Below are 24,633 nucleotides of genomic sequence, written 5' to 3'. Positions count from 1 at the left end.
TTAGTGTGTATCTTTGCACCCGAAACATCGCGGGATAGAGCAGTAGGCAGCTCGTCGGGCTCATAACCCGAAGGTCACAGGTTCGAGTCCTGTTCCCGCTACTAAGAAAAAGCTTCAGATTTCTCTGAAGCTTTTTTTTGTTTGTATAAATTCTCAATTTTTCCTCACTGTTTGAGAAGTAACAGGTTCTCCTCTTTGTGTAAAAACATCGTCGGTATAATAGTTTACAAATTGTATGGGAATACCAACGCCAGTATCTAGCAACGGAGTTGTCTGTAAATGATAATGCAAATGCGGGCCAGTAGAATAACCGCTATTTCCTGCCAAACCTACTTGCTGCCCTCTCACGACAGTATCTCCTACTGCAACGATAATGGAATTCTTTTTAAAATGAATCATAAAGGAATATTCTCCATTCAAATGATCAATTATAATATAATTGCCTAATGGCTGTTTGCTGTTTTTAACTCCAAGAACATTGTCTTCTATGGCATTTTCCATTGCAATAATTTTTCCGTCGCCAGGTGCGTTTAATCGTTTGCCAAAACAATAATAATCTTCATTTTTGGTTCCGTCTCCTGTTTTGTTGCTTCTGTTTACTATTTGGACCATGTCGAGCGCATATCTCTGGTGGCGACTAGGCATAAAATGATGATTTTTTTCTAGCGATTTTCCGCCCGCAACGATGTACCAGTCCTCTTCAAAAGGCAATTCCAGCACTGTTTTTGTTTTGTAATTTAAATAGACATCTTCGTCATATTTCCCTTCATCTCCCACTAGCATATCGGCGCAAGACGTTAACAGAAAAGCAGACAGAAAAATAAATGCGTAAACTGTAGATTTGATATATTTCATGATTAGAATTTATAGTTAATGCCAAGGTTTAATTGATGCTGTAATTCTCTATAAGCGCTCGGAATTTGAAGTCGGGAATAATTAAAGTTGTAAGTTGCCTTTACATCAAAATGATTGGAAATTTCATATCCATATTCTAAATTCCATAAAACACTCTGATAATTATCTAAAGTATAAAATTTACCTTCGGCATTGGTAACTCTAAGCAGAACAAGAGGAAGAGTTAATTTTGAAGATAGATAGTGTTTTTTAGCAAATTGGTATCTCAATTTGCCTGCTATTCCTAATTCTTGATGTAATGTATAGTAGTCCCCATTGCTAAAAACAGACTGATCCGGATTATCATAAATAGAAATATTGGTCTGCGACTGAATTCCTGCTTGTACTGTAAATTTATCGGTACTGTAAATCTTTTTCAGATAGGAAAAGCCTAAGCCGAATTTTGCAAAATCTGTATTAAGATTGGAAAGCTTATCGGTCTTCAGTCCCGCTGAAAGGTAGTCCAGTTTTACTTCAAAAAGATTCTCTCTTTTACTGGTTCGGGTATAATTTAATTTATAGACCAGCCCTTCATACTCATACAATGCTACGGGAGCAAATTCAAGATTTTTCAAATACCCAAAATTGTTTCCAACAGAAAACTCGAGCTGATTCTTTTTGGGAGTAGTTTGGGATTGAACAGATACTGCAGACAAAATAGCCGCACTAAACAGAAGCCGATTTAATTTCATATAGTTTTGAAATGATTAAGTTGATTATCATGGCCAAAACTATATGAATTAAAAAATGCCAAAGTCCGAATATCTTAAAACTGGAGAAATCCGAACTTATTTATTGCTGTTGCGAAAACTGTTTGGCGTCATTCCTGTAGCCTTTTTGAATGCGTTGTGAAATGTAGTTTTTGAAGTGAAACCTGATTCCAAACCTATAGCCAACAAACTGTAGTTTTCATAGTCCGAATCGAGAATCATTTTCTTAACTGCTTCCACTCTATAGTTATTAATGTAATTGGCAAAGTTGTCTTCGGTAATGGCATTTACAAGTTGCGAAACATACCCTGCACTTATTCCTAACTCTTCTGCTACTTTTTCTCTGTTTAGACTGCTGTCTCTGTAAATTTCATGTTCTTCACAAAGTGACTGCAGTCTTTTGAAATAAGGATTTTCTTTTGTAAACAAATCCAATGCATTTACCTCGTTTTCTTTTTTAAGAATAACCTCTTCAACAGATGCAAAATTCTCTGAGGATATTTCTTGATACAGCAACTTTTCTATTCCTTCCTTATTATCAGCCAGCCTATATCTAAACACGCCGTAATATGCTGTGCAATGAATTAAAAACGTAGCAAAAAGAGCGAGAATTTTCATGGTATAGGAAACATCATACTGAAAAAACAGTGCTATAAAAATTGCCATTATCCAAGACAGCATTAATGCATAAACCAGAAACCATAAAAAAGTGATCCATTTTTTTTCTTGTTTGTCCTTTGAAAATTTAATAAAACTGAAAGTAAAAACAGCCATAAAAGGCATAAACACAAGAATTATAAAAAAATCAAAATTACCTAGCGTTTCTAAAAAGCTTTTAAGAGAAACAGGAATAGTAAAAATGTGCGCAACAGCATCACAATCATAAAAAATATTTGAAAAAGCCGAATACAAAAATGGCACATAAAGCCATCGAATCTTTTTCGAATTTCTGATGGGATGATTCACCTGATGTATTACAAACATAAAGATGAAAACCGGAAAGATAAAAGCCCATTCAACATCATCCAGAAATCGTAGAAAAGGCATACTGGTGTAAACATCAATTATTTCGAAAACGAGATTGGCAATAAGAATGGAAAGTGCAAATATTGCATAAGCCAGATATTTATTGGCATTGCTCTTAAATAATGGTGATTTTAAGATAATGGTTCCAAGAACTATACCTTGAAAAATGGCTGTGTTAAAGAAAAGTGTAAAGATCAATCTATAAGCAGTTTTTTTAATATACTATAAGTATTGGGCTACAGTATAAAATTGTTTTTAGTCTATTTCCTATTATTTTATTGGACGAAACTATAGTTAATTCATTTCATTTACTGTTAAAGGATTTACAATTAAAACCAAATAAAAAAACAATTAATATGAGCCGATTTATAAATAATCATAGCCGAATTCTCTGGCTCGCATCTTCTTTTTCCTTAATTGAAAGACCAAGAACACTTTAACATTTTAGTTAATCATTTCTTAATCCGTTAAGAAAATCATTCGCATTACTCTAAATTCGTTCTGTTAATTCGTATGAAATAAGCTATATTTTACAATCCCAAAGAACAAAATCTTATAGAACTTTTATTTTAAAAACTTGATTTATACCACACTTTTAAATATTGCAATTTTTCAGGGAATCGTTTTAGGCTTAGTCATTTTAAAGTCTTCACTTTTCAATAGTAAATCAAATAAATACCTAGCCTATTTGCTATTTACATTTTCAATCATTTTACTAAATCATGTTTTTGAAGTTGAAAAAGTGGCAACTTCCTATCCTATTTTACACTTTATTGAACACATCGAGTGGACATTTCTAATACCTGCTTTCCTGTTCTTGTTTATTATCAACCGGATTGATGACACCCAAAAAAGCAAACAAAAACAGTATTGGTGTTTTATTCCATTTATTTATTCCGCTGTCCTTTGCATTTCACAAGATCTTGATCATGTTACAGGACTTTATACCATTCCCGATTCATACAACACTCTTCTTAATATACTTGGGCTGATTCATCTCGCATTAGCCGTTACATTCCTGCCAATCCTTCCAATTTACTCTTATTTTAAGGTAAGACACATAAAAGATTCTGAGGAAAAGAAATGGATAATTACCTTATTAACAATTATTATTTCATTGCTATTTGCTTTTCTAATTACTGCTCTTGCTGGCTTATTTCTTCAATTTGATATTTCTCCTACTATGAATGTTTTGGCTTTATCTGCAACATTCATAATTCATTGGACCGCTTATGTAGGCATTTACAGATATAGATTGGCTAAAAACAAAGATGCTGTATACAATTTTCTAAACAGCGATTTGGCGATTTCATCTGCCGATTTGCATATTACGGAAGACAGCAGTCAAGAAGAATATAGAGAAACCATAACTGCCGATAATCTCTATTTCCAAAAATTAGAACTTCTTTGCAAAGAACATCACATTTATACTGACAGTACATTAAACAGAGAAAAAATAGCAGAACAGTTAGGCATAAGCCCTGGATATGTTTCTCAAATTGTGAACACAATAACTGGAGATAACTTTGCCAATTACATCAATAACTATCGAATTGAAGCCGTCAAGGAAATGATTTCAAATTCTGAATATGAAAACTATAATTTGCTGGCAATGGGATTGGAATCTGGATTTACTTCAAAAACAACTTTTTACAAAGCCTTTAAAAAAGCAACTGGCCAGACGCCAAATGAATATAAAAACACACGCAAATAAGTCCCGATTTATACAATTTTAAGCTTTTGAAACCTTTTCTATTTTTTCTTATTCGAATTTTGGCTTCAAATAATTCAAATTAACTTTTATGAAAAAAATTTTATTACTAGCTGTTTTTACAGTTTTAGGATTTGTGAATGTAAATGCCCAAAAAATTAAATTTGGAGCAAAAGCAGGTTTAAACTTTGCAATTGTTGGCGGAGATAATACCGAAAATGTTGATTCTGTAACATCATATCATTTTGGTGCTGTATCAGAAATTCCAATTTCTGAAAAATTTTCTTTTCAACCCGAGTTGATGTATTCTCGTCAGGGATATAGTTTCGATAATGATATTGTTGCTTTAAATTATTTGAACATTCCTTTAATGGGAAAATATTATGTAACAAAAGGATTGAGTCTTGAAGCTGGACCGCAAATAGGTTTCTTAGTTTCTGCTAAAAATGAAAGTGTCAATGTAAAAGATGCATTTAATACTGTCGATTTTGGAGTTAATTTTGGCGTAGGCTATAAATTGGAAAACGGACTTAATTTTGGCGTAAGATACAATCTAGGTTTAACCGATATTAATAATGTAGAAGGCTCTTCTATCAAAAATAAAAACGGAGTGTTTCAAGTTTCTGTTGGTTATTTCTTTTTCTAAAAACTTAATAATTCAAAAAAAAGCTTCAGAGAAATCTGAAGCTTTTTTATTTTCTAGACTTTTGTCGAGACTTTATATTATTATTTTTCTAGTTCTGTTTCAGTATGCTGCACACACGCCCATTTGTTATTTTCTTTAATCCAAGTCGAAGTGCAGGCACATTTTATAGGTGTTTGACTGTCATCTAATATTGTAAAATCCAAAAGATATCCTATTACAGCAGTATTTTCGGCAATTATCTTTTCTTTTACATCGTAGATGTTAAGCACTTTTATTTTATTGGTCTGCCCAGAGTCGAACATTTTTTTGAACTCATCCTCGCTGATACTTTGAACACCGTTTTTTCCGGCAACTATACAAGGAAACAGCGTCAGATTTTTTACCGTTTCATAATCATTTTTTTCAACTCCGTGCCAGTATTTTTTTTCTAGCTCTATGATCTTTACTTCCATATTATCTCGTTGTTAATTAGACATTTCACAAATTTCAAATTAAATGAAGCGAGGAAAAAATTATATTCTTCCAAAAGGATAAACCATTTCAAATTTCGATATAATATCTGACAAAATAATATTTTACGGGATATTTTTTTATCTTTGAAATTCAGGTTTTTTTAATCGAAATGGCTTTATCTTTGAGCCATCAGAAAATCAAGATTCATTTATGGAACAGAAAATTCACCAGGGAAGAAACGTAAAACGATTCAGAGAAATGCTTGGCATCAAACAAGAAGCATTGGCTTATGATCTAGGCGAAGATTGGAACCAGAAGAAAATTTCTATGCTGGAGCAAAAAGATGTTATTGAAGATTCTCTGCTTAAACAAATCTCGAACTCTTTAAGAATTCCTGTTGAAGCTTTTCAGAATTTTGATGAAGAACAGGCGATAAATATTATTTCTAATACTTTTGGAGATAATGCATGTGTTGGAAATCCTAATTCAACTTTCAACATAAATCCTGTTGAAAAATGGCTTGAAGCTTTAGAAGAAATTAAAAGATTAAATTTGGAGCTTTTGAAAGCAAAAGACGAACAAATTCAGGCTTTAGAGAAATTACTAAAAGAAAAAATAATTGATTAAAAAGAGACTCTACTGTCTCTTTTTTTATTAGTGTTAATTTTAAGTACGTTCTTCTTATTTGCATAAATTCATAATTATTTTTTCAAAAAAGATAAAATCTAGACAAAAGCTTCTGAGAAATCTAGAACTTTCAATTTGCAACATGAAAAAACAAGTAAATATATTCTTTCAATTATAAAAAAAACAATGTTTTTTAAAAAATATTTCCTCCTCAAAAAAAATCGCAAAACTGCCTTTTTTCAACCTTTACACTCAAAACAAATAATTATTAATCAAATAAATACAAAACCATTAACCTCGATTACCAACAAACAAAAATTGATCAAAGGGGGTCTTTTTTCAAAATTGCTCAAAAAGTTTTTTCAAAAAAGCTTTGTACAATCCAAAAATAGTTGCACTTTTGCACCCGCAATAGCAAAGCAGGTCCGTTCGTCTATCGGTTAGGACGCCAGGTTTTCATCCTGGTAAGGGGGGTTCGATTCCCCCACGGACTACTTACTAAGACAAAAGCTTCAGAGAAATCTGGAGCTTTTTTTGTTTATATTTACTTCGTTAAATGTTTGAACGTTTTGAGAATAATATTGAGAACCTACAAAACCTACAAATATGTCCTAAATATTAAACATAACACAGCAAACACAATAACTGAGTAAACAAAAAGTTATGAATGAGTAATTTCAGGTTACTAAAAAACAATCAGAAAATCAACCCAGATCTTAAAATGAAACAAAATCTTATTGCCCTTTTATTTGTATTCGCCTTTGCAAATATGTCTGGACAAGCCCCTGCCAGCAAAACTAATTATACTAACAGCAAATTACCTGCCGAGGAAGCTGTGACTAACAAGTCTTTAAAACCGCTAAAAAAGATCTCTTTAGACGATACTTCCATTTTAATTTACGATTATGACGGTTCACTTTTTTCTTGGGATTTGGAAGTAGAAAGCATTGTTTGGACTGTAAAAGCTTCTGATGCTCATGCTGAAATGTGCGCTAACAAAATAACTATTCATGATGGAGTTGTGTATATTCCGTTCATAAATGGTGAAATTTATGCAGCTGACAACGGAACTGGAACTATTTTTTGGAAATCTAGATTAGGCAACATCAAAGATCAGGTTGTTTTGAAAGACCAAACTCCAATTATAGCTAATGGAAAACTTTTTATAACTGCTCAAAATCAAAATCAGAGCAGTAATTTGTATGCTTTGGATTTAAAAGACGGAAGCTTGGCTTGGAACTACAAATTAGACACTCCAAACAACGACATTGAGCCATTATTTTTCGATAATAAGATTTTCACCCAAAGCGGAAACAATGTGTATTGTTTTGAAGCCAGCACAGGAAAACTGCTAAACCAAAAAAGTTTTGACGAAACCATGACTGGAAAACCTGTTACGGATGGCGAAAATATTTTTATAGCTGGCGACAAAAACTGGCTGTACGCTTTAAAACCAAATAGCCTAGATGTTCTGTGGCAGTTTAAAATAGACGAAAATCAAAATAACGTGAAGGAACGTATAGTTTGTCACGACAAAAAACTATATTTTGCAGCACAAGGCTCAGAAGTTTCATCTATTTATGCTGTTGATTCCAAAACAGGAACTCAGCTTTGGAAAACGGATTTTAAAGGCGATAACGTAGAATATATCATTAAAGAAGTTGATAATCTTTGGGGATACACTCGCAATAAGAAACTTTTTGAACTGGACTTATCAAACGGCGAAATAGCTTTTGAAGAAAAACTAACAACACTTCCAATTTCAAATATTGAATTTCCAAATGATGACAACTTGCTTTACTATTATTGCGACGCAGGCTTAATTCAGTTCGATTTAAAAGAAAAAGACGAAAATGTATATTATATGCGTACCTCAATTGCAGACAATCCTTATAGCGCTTATTTGAAGATAATCCGATAAACAAAAAAGAGAAGTTTTTTCATCTGAAATCACTTCTCTTTTTTTTATTGTAATAAAATAAAAAAGACCAATACAATTGGTCTTTTTTGCTATTCTATTCTATTTTGAGAAAAATTTATGCTCTAAACAAAGCATATTTATTGTGATTGTACAAAACTTCATCATAAGGAACATAAAGCGAAACAATTTTTTCTGTTGATTCTTCAAATTTGATCCCGTTGTGTTTTCTAAACAAGTAGATTTCTTTTAAGCAATTAGAAAGGCTTTGGTGAATTTCACTTGTAAAAGTTGGCAGTTTTTTATCTCCAACCAAAAGATCAATCTGATAGTTTGAACTGCTTTTTGACAAGTTATTACCAATAATTCTAATTGTAAAAGTTGTTGGTTTTCCGTATTGTTCACCTTGATATTGAAGTGTCATAATTTTCTTTTTTAATTGGTTAGGACTAACGCTTAATAATCAGCTTTTGTGTTTTTAATACTTTAATTAAAGTTATAAAAATTTTAGACAAACATAAAAAATCCTTTCTAAATTATATGTTATTTTTTCAAGAAACCTTTAAGTTTAAAAAAACGAAAAACCGTAAGAAATTACGGTTTTAACAATTAACTAAATGTAAAATTCATTCATAAGCATCGATTAATTTTGGGTGAACTATTGTAATTTATTTTCTTGGTTTATTTCTAATAAAAATGGATTTCCTTTCTCATCCATCATTGTCATATTTAAAGCGTCTAACAGCGCTATCTTTTTTGAAACCTCGCCTGTAAATTTATTGTACGAAAGATTTAATTCTTCCAAATTGGCAAGCTTTTCAATTTCCAAAGGAATCTCGCCCGTAAAATCATTATCAAACAAACTAAAATTCTCGAGTGCGTTCCAATTTATGATTTCATTAGCCAAACTTCCTGACAACTTATTGTTGTTCAACAGCAGCACTTTCAGCCCAGAAATTTTATAAATAGAAACAGGCAGTTTCCCGGTAATTTTGTTGCTAAAAACAGCTAAAATTTCCAACTGATTCAGCTTTCCAATATCCGACGGAAGCTCTCCAGAAATATTATTCATAAAAAGCTCTAAATCTTTCAATTTCGCTAATTGACAAATTGATGCCGGAATTGCACCAGATAATTTATTGTCCGCAATATTGAGCAACTCTAATTCTTTCAGATTAAAAATAGAAGAAGACAAGCTTCCTTCAATTTTATTCTTTTCCAAATTGAGCGATTCTAAATTTACAAGATCGTAAAGCGCATCAGGCAATTCTCCTTGCAGATTATTATCTGCTAAATTGAGTGCTACTACTTTTCCATTTTCAGCTTTAACACCGTACCAAGTCGAAACAGACAGACTTAAATTCCACTGTTTTTTCCATTGCAAACCGTTTGTTGCATGATACAATTTTATAAGCGCCTCTTTTTCTTTATCCGAAACGGTATTTGCCAAAATGCTTTGCGAAAAAGCAAATAATAAAGAAAATGTAATTAAAATTTTCATAACAGATTTGGGATTTGTTACGTGTGTAAAATTATATAATTCGTTTGACATAATTCACAAAAACATCCACAAAATACCAACAAATAAACAATCTTTTCACAACTATCTTAACACTTTTCTTAAACCTAGCTTAGAACATTCTCAAATTTGGATTGTGTCAATCAAGATTTCGTTTAATAAATATCAAAACAATTTAGTGCTTAATATTTTTATTACATTTGAAGAACTAACCCTAAAAACCTCATATCATGCAAATTAACTTCATTACTTTGTTTGTCGCAGCAATTGTCACCCTTGTAACCGGTTTTATCTGGTACAGCCCAAAAGTATTCGGAACGATCTGGATGAAAGAAAACAATCTGACTCAAGAAGAGTTAAAAAAGGGAAATATGCTTAAAATCTTCGGATTGACGTATGTTTTTTCGCTAATGATTACGACAACTTTAATGTCGCTAACTATTCATCAGTCTGGAGCAATCGGAATGGTTGGCGGACCACCGTTGATCGACAGTGCAAAACCTTCATTTACTGCTTTTATGGCAGATTACGGCATGGCCTACAGAACCTTTAAACATGGTGCACTTCACGGTTTTATGTCTGGATTATTTTTCGCGTTTCCGCTAATTGGAATTAACGGTTTATTCGAAAGAAAATCTTGGAAATATATTTTCATTCACGCTGGATATTGGATTCTTACCTTAACTCTTATGGGCGGAATCATTTGCGGATTTGCTTAAAAAACAACATATAAAATCCCGTTTGAAAAACTCTTTTCAAACGGGATTTTATTAATAATAACTTAAAGCAGGGTAGTTATTATAAATATTATCTAATTTTGAAGAAATTAGCTCTCTCTTTTGAATACAACTTATTCTTTCCAGATTTACAAAAGCGCATCGTTATTGCCTTTAGAATGGAACTCGCTCGCAGTAAATAATATTTTTTTGACACGAGAATATCTCGAAGTACTGGAAAATTCTTGTCCAGTAAATATGACTTGTCATTTTATCGGTCTTTTTGAAGAAAAAAAACTAATCGGAATTGTATTAACGCAATTCCTATTTGCAGAAAAACTAGAATCTTTCGGAGAACGTGATAAATGCTTAAAAACTTCTGTTCGTAATTTTGCTTTAAAGAATTTTGCTTCGCACGTTTTATTCGTTGGAAACAATATGCTTACAGGACAGAATGCTTTTATTTTTGATAAAAAAATAAAAGAATCGAAAGCAATAAAAACACTTCACAAAGCGATTAATCAGTTAAAAAAGGATTTAAAAGAAAACGGAAAGAAAGTTCATATTACCAGCATAAAAGATTTTACAGCAAAAGAAATCGAACCTCTTCAGGCTGAATTCAAAAACAATTATACGTTTTCTACACAGCCAAATATGATTTTTGAAATCAATGAAAACTGGAAAACAGAACAAGATTATATTGATGCGTTATCCAAAAAATATCGTGATCAATTCAAACGAGCGCGCAAAAAATCGGAAGGAATTGTAAAACAGCAAATGTCGCTTTCTGACATTAAACAATATGAAGATGTGATTTACGATTTGTATTTTCATGTTGCAAAAAATGCGCCTTTCAATACCTTTTTTCTAGCAAGAAATCATTTCAGCTTTTTCAAAGAAATCATGGGCGAAAACTTTCTTCTGTATGGCTATTTCTTAGACGAAAAACTAATTGGATTCAATACCTTAATCAAAAATGGAGAGGTAATGGATACCTATTTTCTCGGTTATGACGAAAGTATACAGCGCGAAAAAATGTTGTATTTAAACATGCTCTACGATATGATTGCTTATTCTATTAAAAAAGGTTTCAAAGAAATTGTTTTTGCAAGAACAGCTCTCGAAATCAAAAGTTCTGTTGGGGCAAAACCTGTAAAAATGTATGGTTTAATTACGCATAGCAATGCATTAATCAACCATAACATTTCAAGGTTTTTTAATTATTTGGAACCAAAAACGGAATGGCAAGAACGTAATCCGTTTAAATAAAATCAAGGAACAGCAATTTTCATTTGTTTGTGAAGAATTTTAATTTCTAATGAAGTTTGTGCTCCGCAATATTCTCCATCAATTTGAAAATTAACGGGATAATCTGTTTTTATTTCTGCTTTGTCAGTTGAAATAATCACAATATCATCAGAATCGATTGGCATATTTCCGGTAATAATTTTGCCAATTAAAAGCAGATCAAGACTTTTCAAAATTACAAGCTCAAACTTTCCGTCATTCATAGCACCATTTGGATTAATAACTACGCCTGTTCCATATTTTTGCGAATTGGCAATTACAATCATTCTTGCAACATGCTCTACCGTTTTATTATTTGCTGAAATTGTTGCCACAAAAGGTTCTTCTGATTCTTTGAGCGTTGTAAAAGCCTGCAATGCATATCCCCAAAAACCTCGAACATCGCTTTGCTCGTAGTTTTTAACCAGATTTGCATTCAAACCAAGATCGCTTAAATGAATGCTTTTTTTACCGTTGATGCAAATCATATCCATTTCGATATAATGGTGCAAAAACGCTATTTTAAGATTCTCCTCGATTCCGTTGGGAAGATTTAAGTCAACCGAAAGTCCGTTTGCAGAACCCGCAGGCAAAATCCCGATTATTACATCGTGTTCCTCCATTGCCTCGGCCACCATCTTTATGGTTCCATCTCCTCCAGCAACAATTATTCGCTCTGGATTATATTGATTGTACAATGTTTGTATCGCTTTAGAATCGCTTTTACCTGTGGTTTCATAAACTTGCAGATCAAAATGATTTGTAGTTGCAAATTCTTCTACAGCTTCAATTAATTCAGATTTATCAAGGTCTCCCGATATAGGGTTTACGATGAATATGATATTCTTTTTCAAAATTTTATTTTTAAAACCAATTAAAATAAGTAAATTACAGTTACATAAATATACGTAATTAATGAAACCAATTTTACAATTATATCGCGGTTATGCAAATCAGCAAGAGTTAATTGTAATGGGGCACGTTTTAAAAAGAGAACAGAACTATAATTTCGAAAAAAGGAAATTAAAAAATGCCACTTCTATCCTTAAATTGTTCCGAATAAAAACCATTAAAAATTTTGATGTTTATCTTCATTATAATGGCGCAATAATTCATACCAAAACGTTAGATGATGGTTATTTTAAGTTTTGTATTCCGGTAGAAAAAGAAACCCATTTTGGATGGATGCCTTACGAAGTCAGCTTAAAATATCAAAATGAAAATGTAACCTGCAAAGGCAGTTTTATTCGGCCTCACAAAGGAAAACTCGGAATTATATCTGACATTGACGACACTTTTCTGATCTCGCACACAAATAATTTCTTTCGGAAAATTTATATTTTATTGTTTAAAAATGTAAATGATCGAAAAGTCTTTAAAGACGTTGTACCTCACTATCAAGCTTTAAGTTCTGCAGGAAGAGATAACGCAGAAGAAGTGAATGCCTTTTTTTTCATTTCAAGCAGCGAATGGAACTTGTACCGATTTATTGCTAAATTCACTCGAATTAACAAATTGCCAAAAGCAGTTTTTTTGCTAAAAGACATCAAAAGGGGAATTACCGATTTCTTTATGAGCGGTCGAGGAAATCATGATCATAAATTCGAAAAAATCAAACATGTCGTTGAATTTTATCCTACCCTAAAATATGTTTTAATGGGAGACGATTCCCAACATGATCCAATGCTTTATGAAAGAATCTGCAAAATATTCCCCGTTACAGTCATTGCAGTTTATATTAGGCAAACAGGCAAAACTCAGAAAAAAGAAGTAAAGAGAATTTTAAATAATTTAGAAAGCCTAAATGTTTCCGTTTGCTATTTTAAAGAAAGCAGCAAAGCGATTGAACATTCTAGATCTATTGGGATTATTAAATAGATTTTTTTTAGTTATCGGTCGCAGTCTCGGTTTTCAGTCTCTTGATGGACTTTATTTTGGATAATCTTAAACTTAAAAACCTTTGTCAAAGTTTAGAACTCTGACAAAGGTTTTTTAATATTTCACTGTGACTGAAAACCGAGACTGCGACTGAAAACTATAAGTTAAAGCTATCAATTTCTTCTTGAACAACTTCCCAGTCAATCAACAATTGATCTAAATCCGCTTTCTTTTTGTTGTACGCAGTAAAGAATGACGCATCTTCAATATGTTTGTCATAATTCGATTCTAGCATTTTATCATTTTGTTGAATCTCTTTTTCTAACTGCTGAATCTGACTTTCGATTTTGCTTAATTTATTCTGAAGCGCTTTTGTTTTCTTTTGATCCTCGTAAGATACTTTGCTAACTTCTTTCTCTTTTGGAGCCTCTTTTTTAACAACATCTTTTTTCTCAACCTCACGCATATTTTCCAAATTACGCTGTTCTAAGAAAAAGTTGATGTCTCCAAGATATTGTTTAATTTTTTGATCTTTAAATTCGTAAACGATATTTGACATTCCTTGAAGAAAATCCCTGTCGTGAGAAACTAATAATAAAGTCCCGCCAAATTTTTGAAGTGCCGCTTTTAAAACGTTTTTAGATTTAATATCTAAGTGGTTCGTAGGCTCATCCATCAGCAACACATTGATTGGTTGCAATAACAATTTACAAAGCGCCAAACGGTTACGTTCACCTCCAGAAAGCACTTTTACTTTTTTCTCGACATCATCTCCACGAAAAAGGAAAGAACCTAACATATCTCTAACTTTCATGCGGTTTGTATCTGTTGCCGCATCTTCCATTGTTTGAAGCAAAGTAATTTCTCCGTCTAAATATTCAGCTTGATTTTGAGCAAAATATCCTAATTGAACATTGTGTCCTAATTTAATAGTTCCATCGTATTCAAACTCATTTACAAGAGCTTTGATGAAAGTCGATTTTCCTTGTCCATTTTGTCCAACGAAAGCAATTTTACTTCCTCTTTCTACAAGCAGATTAATATCTTTAAGAATCGTTTTGTCTCCATAAGCTTTCGTTACATGTTCAGCTTCAATAACAACTTTTCCTGGTTCTTTAGAAACTGGAAAAGAGATATTCATTACCGAATTATCATCTTCGTCAACTTCGATTCTTTCTACTTTATCTAACTTTTTAATTAACGATTGTGCCATCGAAGCTTTAGAAGCTTTTGCACGGAATTTCTCGATTAATTTTTCTGTTTCTTCAATCTTTTTTTGCTGATTCTTTTGAGTTGCTAATTGCTTCTCACGAATCTCATGACGCAATTCTAAATATTGAGAATATGGTTTATTAAAATCGTAAGCCTTTCCTAAAGAAATTTCGATTGTTCTATTGGTAACATTGTCCAAGAACATTTTATCGTGCGATACGATCACCACAACTCCAGGATAGTTGCGAAGGAAATTCTCTAACCAAATAATACTTTCAATATCTAAGTGGTTGGTTGGCTCATCCAGAAGCAACACATCATTTGCCTGCAATAAAAGTTTTGCAAGCTCGATACGCATTCTCCACCCTCCAGAAAACGTTTCTGTTTGGTTATTAAAAACGTCTCTTTTGAAACCAAGACCTAAAAGAATTTTCTCTGTATCTCCAACATAATTATATCCTCCAAGAAGATCAAAACGATGCGTGTAATCAGACAAATCTTCTATAATTTGTCCATATTCTTCACTTTCATAATCGGTTCTGGTAACCAATTGATGATTGATTTCTTCTAATTTTTTCTCTACAATTTTAATTTCTGTAAAGGCTTCATACGCTTCTTCCAAAACAGTTCTTCCTTGTTCAAAATCAATATCCTGACGAAGGAATCCCATTCTAATATCTTTCTCTTGAGAAATAACTCCTGAATCTGGTTTGAAATCTCCTGCCAGCATCTTCAGCATTGTAGATTTACCTGCTCCATTTTTACCAACAAGACCTACGCGGTCGCCAGCACCTAAACGGAACGTTACTTCTTCAAATAAATAGGTTCCTCCAAAAGAAACAGAAAGATTGTGTATATTAAGCATAATTTGATCAAAAACTAAAGATTAAAAAACCTTTATTTCATTAATAAAAAACAAACTGCAAATAAACTATTATAATTTACAATTTTGAAAGTGCAAAAGTATGACTTTTAATTGAAGTATTTATACTGAAAAACAATAGCTTTTGGAAAATTCAAAAACCAAAAACCTTGTCTAATTTTTTAATTTTCTGCATTGAGTCAAATCAAGATAAGCTGTAAGTTTTTATCCTGATTTAAATAGCTTAAAGCTTGAAAATACCTTATATTTGCTCAAATAAATTCTCCTATTCATACTGGCATTCCAATACAATTGAGGCGAATTAAAAGACTAAAAAAAATTACTTAAAATGTTCAAAAGAGGCTCCAAACTAAATAGCATAATAACAGGAAGTTGTCCAAAATGCCAAAAAGAAAGTATGTATGAAGACAAGAATCCACTTCATTTGAGTAAAGTGCTCAAAATGAATGAAAATTGCAGCCACTGCGGATTCAAATATCAAATCGAACCTTCGTTTTTTTATGGCGCTATGTATGTTAGTTACGGGCTAAATGTTGCAGTCGGAATTGCAGCTTTTATTGTTTCTTTTGTCTTTTTTGGAGCAACAATAGAACAGGCTTTCATTTCAATTATCGTCACATTGGTTGTTTTATTTCCGTTCGTATTACGTCTTTCAAGAAACCTATACATTAATATGTTTGTTTCTTATGATCCTAACGCTGGTCAAAATTAAGAGATTTTAAATATCTTTTGTGGAAACGTTTTATATCTGCTTCTTTATCTATTGGAGCTCCTGTTTCGATTTTATCATATAGCATTTTTGCCAAAGCAGGTCCCAACATCACACCACGTGTTCCTAATCCATTAAGAAGATGAATACTTTTGTATGCTTCATGAGTTCCTACTAAAGGCCGCCTATCGGCAACTGTTGGACGAACGCCAGCAAAATGTTTTACTATTTCAAAATCACAGGTAATAATCTCTTTTATACGATCTAAAAGCTCTTGTTTACCCTCTTCGGTCGGAAGATCTGTTTTGTCATGCCAATTGTAGGTTGCTCCAACTTTAAACAAATTACCTCCTATTGGCAGAATAAAAACACTTGTATTGACAATAACATCTAATTTCAAATTAGGTGCTTTTATTAAAAACAGCTCCCCTTTTGTGCCATCCAAAGGCAGATAATTAAAATATGGATTTTTATGCAATCCAAAACCTTCTGCAAAAATAATATTGCGGGCTTTAATACTTTTATATTGAATTCCTGAATCAAGAATATCCAGAAAAGAGCTATGAAAAGATTCTTCCAAAAGTAAATTATTTTCTTTTAAATATTCTCTGTAGCTTTCTAATAATTGACCCGTTTTAACATAACCAGTATGCAAAACTTCTCCATAATCGTAAGGAGAATGAATACTATTATATTTTTTTGTGATTAGTTTTGTAGACAAAAAAGGAGCTAAATTAATTTTGTCAGAGGCAGCAAACCAATTGTTCTGTTCTTCAATCGAAAAAAACTTTCTCAAAATAGGCATTTTAAAGTTGAATTTTTCCTGTAGTTTGCCTTCAATCTGATCATAAAACTCGTTCATTAAAACCAAATGCTCTTTTGCATTCCAAACTTCACTGAAACGTTTCAAAATTACTGGATTATACAAACCTCCCGCAATTCGCGAAGAATTTTGCGATTTGTCATCAACAACTAAAATAGATTTATTGTTCTTTAAGGCTATTTCTGCAAAGGAAATACCGGCAAGCCCAGATCCGACGATTAAATAATCAAGCATTGGCAATATAGATAAAATAAAAACTCTTACTACAAAGGTAGCAAGAGTTTTCCTTATTATCTGGTTTAAAACCTTAGTAATTCCACATATCTTGTTCAAAATTACGAATCTTCTCTTTTACTCTTTCCGATTCTAACAATTGGCTTTGTGCATCATCCCTAATATAATCCTTAATCTCGCGATCACCATATACATTTTCTTCTTTATATATTATAGAATTAAAACGTCGCGAGTTTAAGATCTGATCGAATGAAATAGGCAACGCTGAATTTTGATCATTAAAAGCTTTTGCTTCATGCAAGACATTCCGAGCATTTGGGAAGAAAACCCAAAAGAGTTCGATATAATCTTTTTCATCACTATTCATTGTATAAACATCAGGAGTTACCGGACAAATTCCGAGCAAACGATATTTTAAATCACTTTCTCTTTTATCAAAATACCAAAAACCTTTAATTTTATACATACTAACATCTGCAGCAGTCAAATCTTGTTTTAAAATATATTCAGCAGGAACTGTTCTAGTTGGACCAACCGTTTCTTCAACATAAGAAACTGACTTATTTTTACCTTTACCAGAAACTACTTTTTTCTTCACAACACGTGTTTTGTAATCATCAGGATATTGATTAATAAGCTCTCGACCTGCATCGGTAGTATCTACACGGGATAATGCTCCTTGAATATCCTTTAAAGACTTTTTAGTATTAAAATAACTGTCTGCGTAAACCTCAGTAATCTTTCCATTTCTGATCGCTTTCGTCAAAACGTCATAAAGCGAACGCCTATCTGGTCCAATATTAGCAGTATCAACAGGAAAATACAGCGGGAAATTAATTTTTTCATTTAAATCGATAATCTCCCAAACCATTTTTCCCATCAAAACATCTCGATCATCAACATAACCATACGCTAAAGGTTTGTCGTTATCAGATATCATTTGAGCAGGCGTCTTAATCCCTATCTGATCAGCAGTTTTGGCATTAAGCAAATTAGGCTGAGCACTGGAAGATAAGCTCCCAAGAACAGTAACAATAGCAATTAATAAATTTTCTACTTTCATCATTATAATTTTTACAAGTCATTAAACGAAATTTTATTATAAATATTGTTATTTTTCTTACATAAATAAAAATAATGCAGCTAGTAGCTATCTAGTCATCTTTCACAAATTTATTGACATAAAAAAAACTCTTACTACAAATGTAGTAAGAGTTTTTCAATTATTGTGCTATGTATCAACTTAGTAGTTCCACATATCTTGTTCAAAGTTGCGAATTTTTTCTTTCACTCTTTCAGATTCTAACAACTGATTTTGTGCGTTGTCTTTCATATAATCGCTAATTGCTCTGTCACCATAAAGGTTTTCCTCTTTGTAAACCACAGCATTAAAGCGTCTAGAATTTAAAATCTGATCAAATGAAATTGGAAGAGCTGAGTTGTTGTCATTGAAAGCTTTTGCTTCATGCAATGCTTCTCTGGCATTTGGGAAGAATATCCAAAACAATTCAATATAATCCTTTTCATCACTATTCATAGTATAAACGTCTGGAGTTACTGGACAAAGTCCAAGTAAACGATATTTCAATTCACTTTGACGTTTATCAAAATACCAGTATCCTTTAATTTTATACTGTGTAACATCTGCAGCAGTTAAATCTTGTTTTAAGATATACTCAGCAGGAACCGTTCTTGTTGGTCCAACTGTCTCTTCAACATAAGAAACTGACTTATTTTTACCTTTACCAGAAACTACTTTTTTCTTCACAACACGTGATTTGTAGTCATCAGGATACTGGTTAATCAACTCTCTACCTGCATCTGTTGTATCAATACGAGATAATGATCCTTCGATGTCTTTCATAGATTTTTTAGTGTTGAAATAACTGTCAGTATACACTTCAGTAACTTTCCCACTTTTAATAGCTTTAGTTAAAACGTCATAAAGAGAACGTCTGTTAGGACCAATATTAGCTGTATCTACCGGAAAATACATTGGAAAGTTAATTTTTTCATTTAAATCAATAATTTCCCATGTTGTTTTTCCCATCAAGACATCTCTATCATCTACATAACCATAAGCCAAAGGCTTATCATTATCAGATATTAATTGAGCAGGAGTTTTAAGTCCAATCTGAGCAGGAGTTTTAGCGTTTAGCAAATTAGATTGCGCATTAGAAGCAAAACCTCCAGCGATAGAAACAATAGCTATTAATAAATTTCTTACTTTCATCTTGTATCGTTATAAGATATTGAATCGTAGTTTACACTACTTTATTATTGTATTTCGTAAATTACAGGAGCAGTTCTTGGTAATAAATAACTACCAGCTCCAACAAGTTTAGTTTTAATTTCAGAAATAGTAACTTGGTCTCCTTTTCCTGCTCTTGCAAGTACTTGTTTACATTGTGCATTCATTTTGTTTCCTGTAACAACAACTGTAGGCTGTCCAGCAATTTTCATATTGAATCCAACAACATCTAAACCAACTTCAAAATCAAAATCAAGAAGTTTAGCCCCAATAGTAGCAATTTCAAGGTTAGATTTAGGTCCTTTTACAACACCCATTTCACCTCTAATTGTTCCTGTTGGACCAGGAATACCTTTAATTCTGAATGTTTTCTTATCTGTTACTTTATCACCGTTTGGTAAAGTACCTGTTACAGAAATTGTAGCTTCAGTACCTTGACCTGGGCTCATGTTATATTTTCCTGGTTTTCCAGCAGAAGCTAAACCTGGAGCACTAGCAACAATTTTGTTTGCATCAACACCTGCGAAAGATACAGAGATTGGGTTAACAACTCCTCTATATACAACGTTCATTTTGTCTGCAGAGATTGTAGCAGCGTTTGGTCTTGGAACTACAACATATTTTCCAGAGAATTTTAAAGGAATGTTTTTCCCATCCTCTAAGAAAGTAAATTGTCCGTTGATGTCTTGTTCTCCAACTCCACCAGCAGTTAAAGAGATAACAGCTTGTCCGTTAACAATTTGTCCAGGACCTTGGAATGAAGTAGGTGTAGTGTTTTCATCATAACGACCTAAAACAACTTTACCTGTAACTTTTTCACCTTGGAAATAAGCGTTCTTATCTAAAACAACAATCGCTTGATAGTTGCTATAAGAAGCAGCAGCAACTGCAGCTTTTCCTAAAGCACTGTTGTAAACATCAGTTTCTGCTTTTTTAACGTCATTTTGCCAAGCTGAAAGTTTTGCAGCCGATGCAATTGCAGGAAATCCTTTAAAGTGGTAAGCTAAGTATTTTTCTTTTATACCTTCTTTGTTTTTTACGTCAGAAACATCAAATTTCTTTTCAATCTCTGCGATAATTGGACCATATTTTTTATCCGATAAAGCAGCTTTCATGTCCGCTTTATATTTTTCGATTTTAGCGATAATTTCGTTACCTTTTTTAGTGTAACCGTCTCCTGTGAACCAGTCGTCGATATTATCACCTCTATCCATTGCCTCGTAAGGTAATTTTCCAGTTTCTTTTTCTACTTCAAAACCTTTGATAGACTGAGCTTTTAAGCTTCCGATATAATCATAAAATTCTTTTGAGATAGTTTCAACTTTGTGAGCAGTAACTGCAGCAATTGCGAACTCACCTTTTGCTTCACTAGCCTTCTGATCTAATGATTGAAGTAAAGAAGTATTTGTTGTAACCGATGAAGTATTTGCAGCTTCGAATTTTTCATTCATCAAACCAAAAGCAGAAATAACTTCTTTTGATACGTTCATTGCTAACATTGCGATGAAAACCAGATACATCAGGTTGATCATCTTCTGTCTAGGGGTTAATTTTCCTCCTGCCATTTTTTTTTAATTAGTTCTTTATTAATAAATTTAATATTAGTTGAAAACTAATTATCCTTTGTTACTCATTGCAGAAAGCATACCACCGTAAACGCTGTTTAATGAAGCGATATTTGCAGTCATAGATGCCATTTGTTCTTTTAATTTAGAAGCGTTTTCAGCAATTTCGCTGTTTGCTTGTGCATTTCTTGAAGCACTTTCTAATTGAACTTTATATAAACTGTTTAATGATTCCATTTGTGCAGCTGCTGTAGACATTTCTTCAGCATATTTCTTTTGTCCTGCGATTGAATCTACAGTTGGAGAAATCGCTTTTGCAGCTCCTTCGAAGTTTTTGATTGAGTTTCCTAAGCTTGACATTAATTCACCATCAATTTTAGCTTCTTTCAACATTGCGTCTAATTTTTGAGACAATAATCCTTGAGCTTCTGTTGAGTTCTCAACTTTAGCTTTTTTCTCTCTAGCTTGTCCGTTAGCTAATTCTGGGTAAACTAGAGTCCAATCTAGTTCGTCTTCAACTGGTTCGAAAGCAGAAAGCGCAAAAATTAACGCCTCAGTAAGTAATCCTACTGAAAGCATAACTGTACCTGTTAATGGTCCAATCTCAAAGTGAGTAATTTTGAATAACGCTCCAACGATTACCACTGCCGCTCCCATACCATAAGCGAAATTCATTGCTTTTTTACTTAATAATGCCATAATACTTTTTTTTTAGGTTTAAAATAGATTTGTTGGATATTGATAAAATTATAAAATTACTTTTTTCTGTTTCCGGTAACTTGCGTTCCCATGTAATCTTGTACTGTTCTGAATCCGATATAACTTCTAGCAGAATCTGCATATTCGTGGTCACGAGTACTTACCTGTAGGAAATAAGCAACGTCTTTCCAAGAACCTCCGCGAACTACTTTTCTTTGGTTTTTACCGTCAATTACGTTTGGATTCATTGTTGATACATATTCGTAAGCATTTGGATTATAAGCTGAATCTGTCCACTCAGAAACGTTTCCTGCCATGTTATATAATCCGTAACCGTTTACGTCGTAAGATTTAGCTTCAACAGTATATAAAGCTTCGTCAGCAGCATAATCTCCTCTACTTGGCTTAAAGTTTGCTAAGAAACAACCTCTATCACTCTTAGTGTAAGGACCTCCCCATGGGTAAGTAGCAGACTCCAGACCTCCTCTAGCAGCGTACTCCCACTCTGCCTCTGTTGGTAATCTGAAAGAGTTTACTAAGTCACGTCCTTTTTTCTTAGATTTAATATAACTGTTTTTGTTTAAAGTTCTCCAAGCACAGAATGCTTTAGCTTGTTTCCAAGTAACACCTACCACAGGATAATCTCCATAAGCTTTGTGCCAGAAATAATCGTTATGCATTGGCTCATTATATGAGTAAGCAAAATCTTTAATCCAAACTGCAGTATCAGGATAAACATTTACCTGCTCAGTTTTTACGAAGTCACTTCTTTTTCCAACTTTTGCTTTTGCAGCAGCTTGAATATCCATCCAAGAATAACGGAATTTCAATTTATTTACGTCAATTGTTCTTAAACCATTGTATGATTCTTCAATTGGCAAATACATAGAATCCATTACTTCAGTGTAATACTCATCTGGGTATGCTTTTGTATCCTTAATTAATTTAACTTTTTTGTTTAATTTTCTTCCAGCATACGGATCATCTTTTGTACCAACACTATAGTAGTTGTCATACATATACTTATCATAAGCTGTCATTTTTTCTGGATCAGAATCATTAAAAGCGTAGTCAGAAATACTTCCAGCTTTATTTCCTTTTCCTTCAGCGGGTTTCTGCCCTGTTTCGTCAGCTAAGATTGCTAAACGAACTCTCATTGTAGAATCTTTTACCCATTCTACAAATTGACGATACTCACTATTTGTAATTTCAGTTTCATCCATATAGAATGAACGAACAGTTACGGTTTTAGTTGGAGCATCTTCTACATTAGCTAAATCAGCATCTGATTTACCCATAATAAAAGACCCGCCCGGAACTAATGTCATTCCATAAGGCTTCTCGGGATGCCATTTCCCTCCTGTAACACCAACTAATTCACCTTTGTCACCTGACTTACCACAGCCGATTACTAGTGTTAACATTGCTGCAAATGCAATAAACTTCTTCATATAAATTTGGGATTATCTATTCATTATTAAAAGTCCGTAAACGTATTTATTATTTATCTAAAAAACAATACTACTTGCGAATTTATTTTACCGTTCAAAAATAATGTTAAAAAAAATAAAAAAAAAATATTTGATCGATAAACTGTGACAAAAAACCGATGTAAAACGTTAAATTTTATATATTATATATTTTTTCCTACTAATTTATTTTAACATTTTTAGACATATTTTTAAAATTTAAAATTTCTCTTAAATTTTTGATCTATAAAGCGTTTTTTCGTTGTGCTTTCCACCATCTTTCTGGCAATTCTTGATTGCAAGCCGACAAATATTCGTCGTAAGAACATGGTAATAACGTATTTCTTTTCAATTTATTGTTGCCGTTTGATTCAAATGGAATTTCTATCCACCAACGATCCGTTTTATCACTTTTATAAAATATTAATTCTTCATCATCAAGCGGAATTATATACTTTAAATAGTTTGCGCGACTTCCAAATGGATATTCTTTTGAGCGGTAGTGGTATCCTTCGATAAAATACCATACAATCTGAGCAATAATAGCCGATTCGGCCGTTGTGCTATTATGATTAAATATTCCAAAAGAAGAAACTTTATCGCTAATACCAGCATATCTAGCCAAAGCACAAATTTCTTTTCCATTAAACCCATTTGGTTCGAAAGTAACCATATTTGCTGAAGCAGAGGATTTTACAGAATTCAAATCTATACTTACCAAGTCTGCATCTCTAAAAACAGGTTCAGCCAAAGTAATTTTATTCGAAATTTCACCCAAACGATAAGCATCAAAAAACAACTTTTCGATCAAGTCGATTTCTTCTTGTGAATTATAATAGGTTTGATATCCTATATTACAGTAATTGAAAAGGTTATTTGGCTCATCAATAATGATTTTTGTCAGATATGAATTAGCAGAAACTGACTCATTTTCTTTACCAAAATCAAATCTATTATCGACCGCAACCAGATTTACCATCTGCTCCAAATCATCGTAAGCACGGTATAATGCATAGGTCAAATCTTGAGAACCTCCCAGGACTATAGGAATGACTTTATTCTTAATTAATGCAGAAGTTACTTTCTTTAATGCATAATATGTATCCTCTACAGAATCACCTGCAAGAATATCTCCTAAGTCGGCAATTGAAGCATCCCAGTTACCTGGAAACATACCATATAACTTTTTACGTACAGCAGAAAGATTAACTTCGTTAATTATATTAATATTTGTACGGTCTTCTAAAACACCAATTATAGCAATATTAATCTGTGCAATATCAGGAAACTGATCTTGGGTATGGAAGACAACTTTGCTTCCAAGCTCTTGTGAAGACAGTGCTCCGACGAATTTTACAATTCCGTCATTAACTGGTTCTAGAAAATCAAATTCCATTTATATA

At 32.7% G+C, this 24,633-nt stretch carries 23 protein-coding genes and 2 tRNA genes; 10 read left to right on the top strand and 15 right to left on the bottom strand.

Annotated features, from left to right (window positions below; all coding sequences use genetic code 11):
• The first annotated feature begins 28 nt into the window (after positions 1–28).
• A tRNA-Met gene (locus tag QLQ96_RS09230) sits at positions 29–101 on the top strand.
• A gap of 52 nt (positions 102–153) precedes the next feature.
• On the opposite strand, the gene QLQ96_RS09225 is transcribed toward QLQ96_RS09230, so the two are convergent.
• The 3 genes from QLQ96_RS09225 to QLQ96_RS09215 form a co-directional block, all read right to left on the bottom strand.
• On the bottom strand, positions 154–855 hold the full coding sequence (locus tag QLQ96_RS09225) for a M23 family metallopeptidase (RefSeq protein ID WP_482496399.1): 702 nt from the start codon (positions 853–855) through the stop codon (positions 154–156).
• A 2-nt stretch (positions 856–857) separates the two neighbouring features.
• Positions 858–1,586 (bottom strand): hypothetical protein, encoded by a 729-nt coding sequence (locus QLQ96_RS09220; RefSeq protein ID WP_482496398.1) that lies wholly within the window; start codon positions 1,584–1,586, stop codon positions 858–860.
• Positions 1,587–1,682: 96 nt separating this feature from the next.
• Positions 1,683–2,828: a helix-turn-helix domain-containing protein gene (locus QLQ96_RS09215; protein ID WP_482496397.1), complete on the bottom strand. Its 1,146-nt coding sequence runs from the start codon at positions 2,826–2,828 to the stop codon at positions 1,683–1,685.
• 379 nt (positions 2,829–3,207) lie between these two features.
• Between QLQ96_RS09215 and QLQ96_RS09210 the strand changes: the two genes are divergently transcribed.
• Entirely contained in the window at positions 3,208–4,344 is a 1,137-nt protein-coding gene (locus tag QLQ96_RS09210; RefSeq protein WP_482496396.1) for a helix-turn-helix domain-containing protein, read from the top strand.
• 88 nt (positions 4,345–4,432) lie between these two features.
• The gene (locus tag QLQ96_RS09205; protein WP_482496395.1) at positions 4,433–4,987 is read left to right on the top strand and encodes a porin family protein; all 555 of its coding nucleotides are present in this window, start codon (positions 4,433–4,435) and stop codon (positions 4,985–4,987) included.
• An 80-nt stretch (positions 4,988–5,067) separates the two neighbouring features.
• Here QLQ96_RS09205 and QLQ96_RS09200 read toward each other — a convergent pair whose 3' ends face one another.
• A complete protein-coding gene (locus QLQ96_RS09200) occupies positions 5,068–5,439 on the bottom strand; it encodes a DUF4440 domain-containing protein (protein ID WP_482496394.1) in 372 nt (123 codons plus the stop codon).
• Positions 5,440–5,650: 211 nt separating this feature from the next.
• On the opposite strand from QLQ96_RS09200, the gene QLQ96_RS09195 reads away from it, so the two are divergent.
• The 3 genes from QLQ96_RS09195 to QLQ96_RS09185 all read left to right on the top strand — a co-directional run bounded on the left by QLQ96_RS09195 (position 5,651) and on the right by QLQ96_RS09185 (position 7,988).
• Complete coding sequence (locus tag QLQ96_RS09195) at positions 5,651–6,067, top strand: XRE family transcriptional regulator (protein ID WP_482496393.1); 417 nt, start codon at positions 5,651–5,653, stop codon at positions 6,065–6,067.
• 422 nt (positions 6,068–6,489) lie between these two features.
• Positions 6,490–6,561, top strand: a tRNA-Glu gene (locus tag QLQ96_RS09190).
• A 173-nt stretch (positions 6,562–6,734) separates the two neighbouring features.
• The gene (locus QLQ96_RS09185) at positions 6,735–7,988 is read left to right on the top strand and encodes an outer membrane protein assembly factor BamB family protein (RefSeq protein WP_482496392.1); all 1,254 of its coding nucleotides are present in this window, start codon (positions 6,735–6,737) and stop codon (positions 7,986–7,988) included.
• Positions 7,989–8,103: 115 nt separating this feature from the next.
• Here QLQ96_RS09185 and QLQ96_RS09180 read toward each other — a convergent pair whose 3' ends face one another.
• Both QLQ96_RS09180 and QLQ96_RS09175 read right to left on the bottom strand, forming a co-directional pair.
• Positions 8,104–8,409: a hypothetical protein gene (locus QLQ96_RS09180; RefSeq protein WP_482496391.1), complete on the bottom strand. Its 306-nt coding sequence runs from the start codon at positions 8,407–8,409 to the stop codon at positions 8,104–8,106.
• Positions 8,410–8,643: 234 nt separating this feature from the next.
• On the bottom strand, positions 8,644–9,486 hold the full coding sequence (locus QLQ96_RS09175; protein ID WP_482496390.1) for a leucine-rich repeat domain-containing protein: 843 nt from the start codon (positions 9,484–9,486) through the stop codon (positions 8,644–8,646).
• Between the two features lie 248 nt (positions 9,487–9,734).
• Here QLQ96_RS09175 and QLQ96_RS09170 point away from each other — a divergent pair, with 248 nt between their 5' ends.
• Both QLQ96_RS09170 and QLQ96_RS09165 read left to right on the top strand, forming a co-directional pair.
• On the top strand, positions 9,735–10,223 hold the full coding sequence (locus QLQ96_RS09170; protein ID WP_482496389.1) for a DUF1761 domain-containing protein: 489 nt from the start codon (positions 9,735–9,737) through the stop codon (positions 10,221–10,223).
• A 120-nt stretch (positions 10,224–10,343) separates the two neighbouring features.
• A complete protein-coding gene (locus tag QLQ96_RS09165; protein WP_482496388.1) occupies positions 10,344–11,489 on the top strand; it encodes a peptidogalycan biosysnthesis protein in 1,146 nt (381 codons plus the stop codon).
• Positions 11,490–11,491: 2 nt separating this feature from the next.
• On the opposite strand, the gene QLQ96_RS09160 is transcribed toward QLQ96_RS09165, so the two are convergent.
• Positions 11,492–12,361, bottom strand: coding sequence for a diacylglycerol/lipid kinase family protein (locus QLQ96_RS09160; RefSeq protein ID WP_482496387.1), 870 nt, complete (start codon positions 12,359–12,361; stop codon positions 11,492–11,494).
• Positions 12,362–12,422: 61 nt separating this feature from the next.
• On the opposite strand from QLQ96_RS09160, the gene QLQ96_RS09155 reads away from it, so the two are divergent.
• On the top strand, positions 12,423–13,385 hold the full coding sequence (locus QLQ96_RS09155; RefSeq protein ID WP_482496386.1) for an App1 family protein: 963 nt from the start codon (positions 12,423–12,425) through the stop codon (positions 13,383–13,385).
• 157 nt (positions 13,386–13,542) lie between these two features.
• Here the strand turns inward: QLQ96_RS09155 and QLQ96_RS09150 are convergent, their stop codons facing one another.
• Entirely contained in the window at positions 13,543–15,462 is a 1,920-nt protein-coding gene (locus QLQ96_RS09150) for an ABC-F family ATP-binding cassette domain-containing protein (protein ID WP_482496385.1), read from the bottom strand.
• Between the two features lie 346 nt (positions 15,463–15,808).
• Between QLQ96_RS09150 and QLQ96_RS09145 the strand changes: the two genes are divergently transcribed.
• The gene (locus tag QLQ96_RS09145; RefSeq protein ID WP_379701027.1) at positions 15,809–16,192 is read left to right on the top strand and encodes a DUF983 domain-containing protein; all 384 of its coding nucleotides are present in this window, start codon (positions 15,809–15,811) and stop codon (positions 16,190–16,192) included.
• On the opposite strand, the gene QLQ96_RS09140 is transcribed toward QLQ96_RS09145, so the two are convergent.
• The 7 genes from QLQ96_RS09140 to QLQ96_RS09110 all read right to left on the bottom strand — a co-directional run bounded on the left by QLQ96_RS09140 (position 16,173) and on the right by QLQ96_RS09110 (position 24,626).
• The gene (locus tag QLQ96_RS09140) at positions 16,173–17,246 is read right to left on the bottom strand and encodes an NAD(P)/FAD-dependent oxidoreductase (RefSeq protein ID WP_482496384.1); all 1,074 of its coding nucleotides are present in this window, start codon (positions 17,244–17,246) and stop codon (positions 16,173–16,175) included. The genes QLQ96_RS09145 and QLQ96_RS09140 overlap by 20 nt on opposite strands.
• A 73-nt stretch (positions 17,247–17,319) precedes the next feature.
• The gene (gene porN / locus QLQ96_RS09135) at positions 17,320–18,309 is read right to left on the bottom strand and encodes a type IX secretion system ring subunit PorN/GldN (protein ID WP_482496943.1); all 990 of its coding nucleotides are present in this window, start codon (positions 18,307–18,309) and stop codon (positions 17,320–17,322) included.
• A gap of 180 nt (positions 18,310–18,489) precedes the next feature.
• Positions 18,490–19,479: a type IX secretion system ring subunit PorN/GldN gene (gene porN / locus QLQ96_RS09130; RefSeq protein ID WP_482496383.1), complete on the bottom strand. Its 990-nt coding sequence runs from the start codon at positions 19,477–19,479 to the stop codon at positions 18,490–18,492.
• A 44-nt stretch (positions 19,480–19,523) separates the two neighbouring features.
• Positions 19,524–21,062 (bottom strand): type IX secretion system motor protein PorM/GldM, encoded by a 1,539-nt coding sequence (gene porM / locus QLQ96_RS09125; protein ID WP_482496382.1) that lies wholly within the window; start codon positions 21,060–21,062, stop codon positions 19,524–19,526.
• A 51-nt stretch (positions 21,063–21,113) separates the two neighbouring features.
• Positions 21,114–21,761: a type IX secretion system motor protein PorL/GldL gene (gene porL, locus QLQ96_RS09120; protein WP_482496381.1), complete on the bottom strand. Its 648-nt coding sequence runs from the start codon at positions 21,759–21,761 to the stop codon at positions 21,114–21,116.
• A 56-nt stretch (positions 21,762–21,817) separates the two neighbouring features.
• Positions 21,818–23,212, bottom strand: a complete 1,395-nt coding sequence (porK, locus tag QLQ96_RS09115; protein WP_482496380.1) for a T9SS ring complex lipoprotein PorK/GldK — start codon at positions 23,210–23,212, stop codon at positions 21,818–21,820.
• Positions 23,213–23,474: 262 nt separating this feature from the next.
• Positions 23,475–24,626 (bottom strand): formimidoylglutamase, encoded by a 1,152-nt coding sequence (locus tag QLQ96_RS09110; RefSeq protein ID WP_482496379.1) that lies wholly within the window; start codon positions 24,624–24,626, stop codon positions 23,475–23,477.
• Between the last annotated feature and the right edge of the window lie 7 nt (positions 24,627–24,633).

It is taken from the genome of Flavobacterium sp. B167r, from assembly GCF_056824315.1.
This window is presented reverse-complemented; position numbering and strand designations above follow the sequence as displayed.